This is a genomic window from Blautia wexlerae, assembly GCF_013300825.1.
In the GTDB taxonomy this organism is placed as follows: Bacteria; Bacillota; Clostridia; order Lachnospirales; family Lachnospiraceae; genus Blautia_A; species Blautia_A wexlerae_B.
The window spans coordinates 1-6,128 of record NZ_JAAIMY010000058.1; the positions used below are offsets into that span (position 1 = coordinate 1).

Here is a 6,128-nt window from a genome sequence, read left to right on the forward strand (position 1 = left end):
GATAGCCAGTCAGATTGAAACGATTGTTCATAGCCATGAGCCAGATGTGGAAGTTCAGGAAGAAACCGTTATGAATGTTACAAAGAGTTATTCGTTAAAAGGGTTGGACTGTCCGAATTGTTCCGCAAAAATTGAAAAAGAAGTCGGAGAGTTGGATGGAGTGCAATCCTCAGTGGTAAATCTGATGAAGCAGACGCTTACAATCAATGTTGCTCAGACAGCCGCAGATACGATAGCCAGTCAGATTGAAACGATTGTTCATAGCCATGAGCCAGATGTGGAAGTTTCTGAAATTGTACAGGAATCTTATATACCGGAAAAAAAGCAGGAGGCCAATGAATCCTATAACAATGAGGATAAGAAGTTGACAGTTCGTTTAGCGACTGGTGCAGCAATCTATGCCATTGGTATGGCATTGACTGTTTTTGCGAAAGTGCCACTGCCTATCGAGTTAGCTTTTCTCATTGTTTCTTATGTTATTCTTGGTGGAGATGTTGTATGGCAGGCTGTGAGGAACATTTCAAAGGGGCGTGTATTTGATGAACATTTTTTGATGAGTGTTTCTACGATTGGGGCTTTTGTCATTGGTGAATATCCAGAAGCAGTTGCTGTTATGCTATTCTATCAGGTAGGTGAATTTTTTCAGTCATTGGCTGTTAAGCGTTCCAGAAAATCTATATCAGACTTAATGGATATACGTCCAGATTCTGCTACAGTAAGAAGAAATGGGGAATTGATTACCATATCTCCAGAAAATGTCTCCATTGGTGAGATTATTATTGTAAAGCCTGGTGAAAAAATCCCATTAGACGGTGTGGTATTGGATGGAGATTCTATGCTGGATACGAGGGCTTTAACTGGAGAATCGGTTCCGAGAAGCGTTCATAAAGGAGACGAAGCACTTTCCGGTTGTATGAATCAGACGGGTGTTTTAACGATTAAGACAACGAAAGCATTTGGTGAATCTACTGTTTCAAAGATTATTGATCTTGTGGAAAATGCGTCAAGCCGAAAAGCACCAACAGAAAATTTTATTACTACATTTGCACGTTATTACACTCCTGTTGTTGTAATCTTAGCAGCTATTCTGGCGATTCTGCCACCGATCATTCTTGGCGGAGGCTGGACAGAGTGGATTCGCAGAGGATTTGTTTTCCTTGTGGTATCTTGTCCATGTGCATTGGTTATTTCAATCCCGCTGACTTTCTTCGGCGGCATTGGTGCAGCATCTAAACGAGGTGTTCTTGTAAAAGGAAGCAATTATTTAGAGGCACTTAATAATGTCAGCGTTATTGTGTTCGATAAAACCGGAACACTTACAAAAGGTGTTTTCAATGTGACGGATATTTTGCCTGCAAATGGATTTTCAAAAGAACAGGTTCTGGAGTATGCGGCAGAGGCAGAGAGTTTTTCTAACCATCCTATTGCAAAATCCATTCTTGCTGCTTATGGAAAAGAAATTGATCAGTCAGTGATTTCTGATTATAAGGAAATTTCAGGATATGGAATCAGTGTAATGGCAGGGGAAAAGAAAGTTTTTGCTGGCAATACGAAACTTATGGATACAGAATGTATAGAGTACACAACCTGTGAAAAAGCAGGTACAAAAGTTTATTTGGCTGTAAATGGTCAATATGCAGGATGTATTTTGATAACAGATGAAGTGAAGCCGGACTGTAAAAAAGCAATTTCTGACCTGAAACATATCGGCGTGGAAAAAACAGTCATGCTTACCGGTGATGATGAAAAAATTGGGAAGTCCGTTGCAGAAGAATTGCAGTTGGATGAATATTATGCACAGCTGCTTCCTGACCAAAAAGTGGAAAAGGTTGAGCTTTTAGATAGTAAAAAGAGACCGGGAAGCAAATTGGCTTTTGTTGGTGATGGTATCAATGACGCTCCTGTCCTTGCCCGTGCAGATGTTGGTATTGCAATGGGTGGGCTTGGTTCGGATGCGGCCATTGAAGCAGCAGATGTAGTTCTGATGACAGATGAACCGTCTAAGCTGGTGGACGCGATTGAAGTAGCAAAAGCGACAAAACAGATTGTCATGCAGAATATAGTGATTGCTCTTGGGATTAAGAGTGTGTTCCTGATTCTTGGCGCTCTTGGTATTGCGGGAATGTGGGAAGCTGTATTTGGTGATGTAGGCGTTACCATAATTGCTGTTTTGAACGCAATGAGAATTTTGAAAGAATAGGAAATGAGGTGGGAATGTGAAACGAAAACTGATTCTGTTAGTTGTTACGATTGTTTTTCTTGTAGGTTTTGGTGCCATTTTACATTCACCGCCTTCTATGATTGATGCAGTCACAGGAGCAACACCGAAGTCAAAAAAGGCGGCTCAAGCCTCCGCACAGTTGGAAGGCTCTTATGTTCTCGGTATTAATATGATGTCAGATGGTCTCGACAACGAGAACACCCGGAATAAATTAAAAGAATTGGCACTGGACGATTCGGAAACAAATGAAACAGATCTCATGAAAACGGACATTAGTTTTCGGTTATATGTATCTGAGACGGATTATCCGCTTGTCAGTTATGCTAAGAAACTCTGTGACAGATTGAAACAGGCCGGTTTTTCCGTAGATCTGAAAGAGTACAGTAACACAATGATGCTATCAAGAGTGGTAAGTGGAAAGTATGATGTATTCCTGGCATCGGATGATTTTATTGACGTTACAACGTTATCACAGATGGACTATATGATCATGGACAGCGAAGAAATGAGGTGAGCGGGAATTTATGAGAAAATGGAATACGATTTTGTCTGTTTTAATGCTTCTCATTTTTATGATTCATGGAATCATGGGAAGCTTTATGCTGAACGGAGTTGGAAGTAGTGCAGGGAAACTTCTTGCATGGATTGGTGTTGGTATTCTTGTTGTGCATACGGTGATTGGTGTCATCCTGACAGTTCAGAGTTTACAGACAGCGAAGCAATCCGGAAAAATGTATCTGAAACAGAACGCCATATTCTGGGCGAGACGAGCCAGTGGGCTGGCAATACTGATCCTGCTGTTCTTCCATATTGGCTTGTTTGGAAAGGTGCAGAATGGGACATATATTTTGTTCCCTTTTACAACGGTAAAGATGGTAACTCAGCTTTTGTTCGTGGCGGCAATCTTTGTTCATATTTTTATCAATATCCGCCCATTGCTCGTATCGCTGGGAATCATCAGTTATAAAGAACGAAGGAGTGATATTTATTTGATCCTTTCGGTGCTTCTTCTTTTTATAGCGGGAGCGGTTATTTTATATTATATTGGGTGGCAATATCTATGAGTAAGACAATTATTATTATAGGTGCTGGACTGGCAGGACTTTCAGCGGCTTTGCAGGCAGCGGAAAATGGATGCAATGTAAAACTGGTTTCCTCCCTTCCGTCAGAGCGGGCACAGTCTGTTATGGCGGAGGGCGGTATCAACGCAGCTTTGAATACAAAAGATGAAAACGACAGTCCCGAAGAACATTTTACAGATACAATAAAGGCAGCATGTGGTCTGGCAGATCCAAATGCAGTTTGGGGAATGACACAGGCAGCACCGGAGCTGGTGCACTGGCTGCTAAAACTTGGAGTTAAATTTAACATGAGTGGCTATGATGATGTGGATCTGCGGAATTTTGGCGGGCAGAAAAAGAAACGGACTGCTTTTGCACAGAGCGATACCGGGAAGCAGATCATGACAGCTATGATAGACGCTGTTCGCAGGAAAGAAGCATCTGGTATGGTAGAACGGTTCAGCCATCATTCTTTCCTAACACTTCGTCTGTGTGGCAATATTTGTTGTGGCTGCGTAATCAGGGATGAATATAGTCAGGAGACTGTGGAATTACCGGGGGATGCGGTTATTGTTGCCACCGGTGGTATGCACGGATTGTTTGGAAATACAACGGGTTCGCTGAGCAATACAGGAGAAGTCACCGCAGAATTGTTCCGGCTTGGTGTTCCTCTGGCAAATGGCGAGATGATCCAGTATCATCCGACAACTGTGAAATGTGGTGGAAAACGCATGCTCATCAGCGAGGCGGCCAGAGGGGAAGGTGGCAGGTTGTTTGCCATGAAAGATGGAAAACAATGGTATTTCATGGAGGAAAAATACCCGGAGCTTGGAAATCTGATGCCACGAGATATTACCGCCAGAGAGATATGGAAGGTCAGCCATGAATCAGAGGTATTTCTTGACATGACGGAAATATCGGAGGAGATTATTTCAAATAAGCTATCTGGTCTGGCAGATGATTGTATGACCTATCTGCATAAAGATATACGAAAGGAACCGGTGTCTGTTTTACCGGGAATTCACTATTTTATGGGAGGCATTCTGGTGGATGAGCAGCACAGAACGCCGATTCAGAATCTTTGCGCTGCCGGAGAATGCTGTGCCCAATATCATGGTGCCAACCGTCTTGGTGGAAATTCTCTGTTAGGAGCGTTATACGGAGGACGTGTTGCGGCAAAATCAGCATGCGAACAGGCAGATGTAGTAGATCTATCTTGTGCGACACAGATAGATTTTCCACCAGCGTCTCAAATTTCAGAAATAAAGCAATTAAACAAAGTGATGCAGGAGACTATGGGCGTTGTCAGAAATGAGAATACGTTGTTAAATGGGATTAAAACGGTACAAGCGCTGACAGGAAATCTTCCATTGCTTGGCATGGCAGTTCTAAAGAGTGCTCTTGCAAGAAAAGAAAGCCGTGGTGCACACTGGCGGGAGGATTATCCGAAGAGCAATGACGATGATTATCTTAAAACAACGGTAGCCAGATTTGATGGAAAGCAGATACAGATTTCCTTTGTACCTGTTCCAGAAAGGCGGTGATTCACTTGGTATATAAAATAAGAATCAGGCGGCAGGAGAGTCAGAAATCAGACAGTTATTGGCAGGAATTTGAGTATGACGGAAGCAAAAACAGCTCTGTTGCCACTGTTCTAAAGGAATTGAACAGTAGAACCCCTTTGAAAGATAACTCAGGAAATATAGTTACTCCCATCAGCTGGGAATGTAGCTGCATGGTGCGAAAATGTGGGGCTTGCGCCATGCTGATTAACGAACGTCCGAGGCTGGCATGCTCTACATTTCTACATACGTTAAAAGGTTCTACAATCACCTTGGAACCTTTAAGCAAATTTCCGCTTGTAAGAGATTTGATCGTTGACCGGTCAATTCTGTTTGAAAATTTGAAAAAACTGAACCTTTGGCTTGAAAGTGAAGCTTATATGAATCCGTGGACACATGAACCGAGATACCAGTCGGCACGCTGTCTGATGTGTGGCTGCTGCCTTGAAGTGTGTCCTAACTTCTCTGCAAATGGGACTTTCGCAGGCGCTGTTGCTGCAGTCAACGCATTTCGGATTCTGAATGAAGAACAGGAAAGCACTCATTTGAATGAGATTTCTGCTGAATATAAGAAGAAATATTTTGAGGGATGCGGGAAGTCGTTATCTTGTCATGATATTTGTCCGATTGGTCTGCCTGTGGAAGAACTGCTTGTAAGGTCGAATGCAGCGGCTGTTTGGGGCAGATAAAATGGATGATAAAAGCTATAATGAATGTATGAAGAGAATCAAAAACTTGATTCTCTTTTTTAAAACACATACATTGGCAAATATCTATGTATATATTATATTGAACATAGACAATGATCAATGTGAGGTGTCAATATGAATGCAATGGATGTGGCTTTGATATGCAAGGCTTTGGGCGATGCGAACCGGCTGGAAATTGTACAGATGCTGTCGGATGGAGAAAAGTGCGGGTGTAAACTTTTGGAAAGATTTGAAATTACCCAGCCAACTTTATCCCATGATGAATTTTCCGGAAATATTGTAGCTAATAGTTATTTAAACTGTTGTATTTGTTTAAAAATTAAAAAATATCTAATGAGTCTTCCGCATCTACCCACATCTGCAAATTTCCATCAAGATATAATCTTGCATATTCAAGAGGATCATCAATGGCGAGTGCGTTTAATGCACAGTCTGATCCTGATGTGGTTTTTAAGTCCTTTTCAGCTTCCCAACAGTCAATGCGAAGCATATAGCCAACATTTGTATAAATGTCAATGTTGTTTCGTTGTGGATTGTATTCTGCAAATATTGTTCTCATCGTATCCCATCTCCT

6 protein-coding genes and 1 pseudogene are annotated in these 6,128 nt (G+C 41.9%); 6 read left to right on the forward strand and 1 reads right to left on the reverse strand.

Translation table 11 applies throughout. The features are described 5' to 3' along the window. The first annotated feature begins 1 nt into the window (after position 1). From G4417_RS16075 to G4417_RS17630, 6 genes and pseudogenes are all read left to right on the forward strand, one after another. Positions 2-2,200 (forward strand): heavy metal translocating P-type ATPase, encoded by a 2,199-nt coding sequence (locus tag G4417_RS16075; RefSeq protein WP_334296885.1) that lies wholly within the window; start codon positions 2-4, stop codon positions 2,198-2,200. A gap of 16 nt (positions 2,201-2,216) precedes the next feature. Further along, positions 2,217-2,735 carry a DUF6921 family protein gene (locus tag G4417_RS16080; protein WP_005608562.1) on the forward strand — a complete coding sequence of 173 codons (519 nt, stop codon included), beginning with the start codon at positions 2,217-2,219 and terminating at the stop codon, positions 2,733-2,735. Between the two features lie 10 nt (positions 2,736-2,745). Then, entirely contained in the window at positions 2,746-3,285 is a 540-nt protein-coding gene (locus G4417_RS16085; RefSeq protein WP_055221565.1) for a hypothetical protein, read from the forward strand. Continuing rightward, complete coding sequence (locus G4417_RS16090; RefSeq protein WP_173684188.1) at positions 3,282-4,826, forward strand: FAD-binding protein; 1,545 nt, start codon at positions 3,282-3,284, stop codon at positions 4,824-4,826. The genes G4417_RS16085 and G4417_RS16090 overlap by 4 nt, the downstream gene beginning before the upstream one ends. Beyond that, complete coding sequence (locus G4417_RS16095) at positions 4,823-5,533, forward strand: succinate dehydrogenase/fumarate reductase iron-sulfur subunit (protein ID WP_330598412.1); 711 nt, start codon at positions 4,823-4,825, stop codon at positions 5,531-5,533. The genes G4417_RS16090 and G4417_RS16095 overlap by 4 nt, the downstream gene beginning before the upstream one ends. 135 nt (positions 5,534-5,668) lie before the next feature. Beyond that, a pseudogene (locus G4417_RS17630) lies at positions 5,669-5,812 on the forward strand (ArsR family transcriptional regulator); the annotation flags it as partial. A 61-nt stretch (positions 5,813-5,873) separates the two neighbouring features. On the opposite strand, the gene G4417_RS16105 reads toward G4417_RS17630, so the two are convergent. Beyond that, on the reverse strand, positions 5,874-6,113 hold the full coding sequence (locus G4417_RS16105; protein ID WP_173684189.1) for a DUF6061 family protein: 240 nt from the start codon (positions 6,111-6,113) through the stop codon (positions 5,874-5,876). Positions 6,114-6,128 lie beyond the last annotated feature (15 nt).

What these genes read in the sequence shown, in the direction of transcription:
- G4417_RS16085 (WP_055221565.1), top strand. Translation starts at nt 2,746, where the DNA reads ATGAGAAAATGGAATACGATTTTGTCTGTTTTAATGCTTCTCATTTTT.
- G4417_RS16090 (WP_173684188.1), top strand. Translation starts at nt 3,282, where the DNA reads ATGAGTAAGACAATTATTATTATAGGTGCTGGACTGGCAGGACTTTCA.
- G4417_RS16105 (WP_173684189.1), bottom strand. Translation starts at nt 6,113, where the DNA reads ATGAGAACAATATTTGCAGAATACAATCCACAACGAAACAACATTGAC.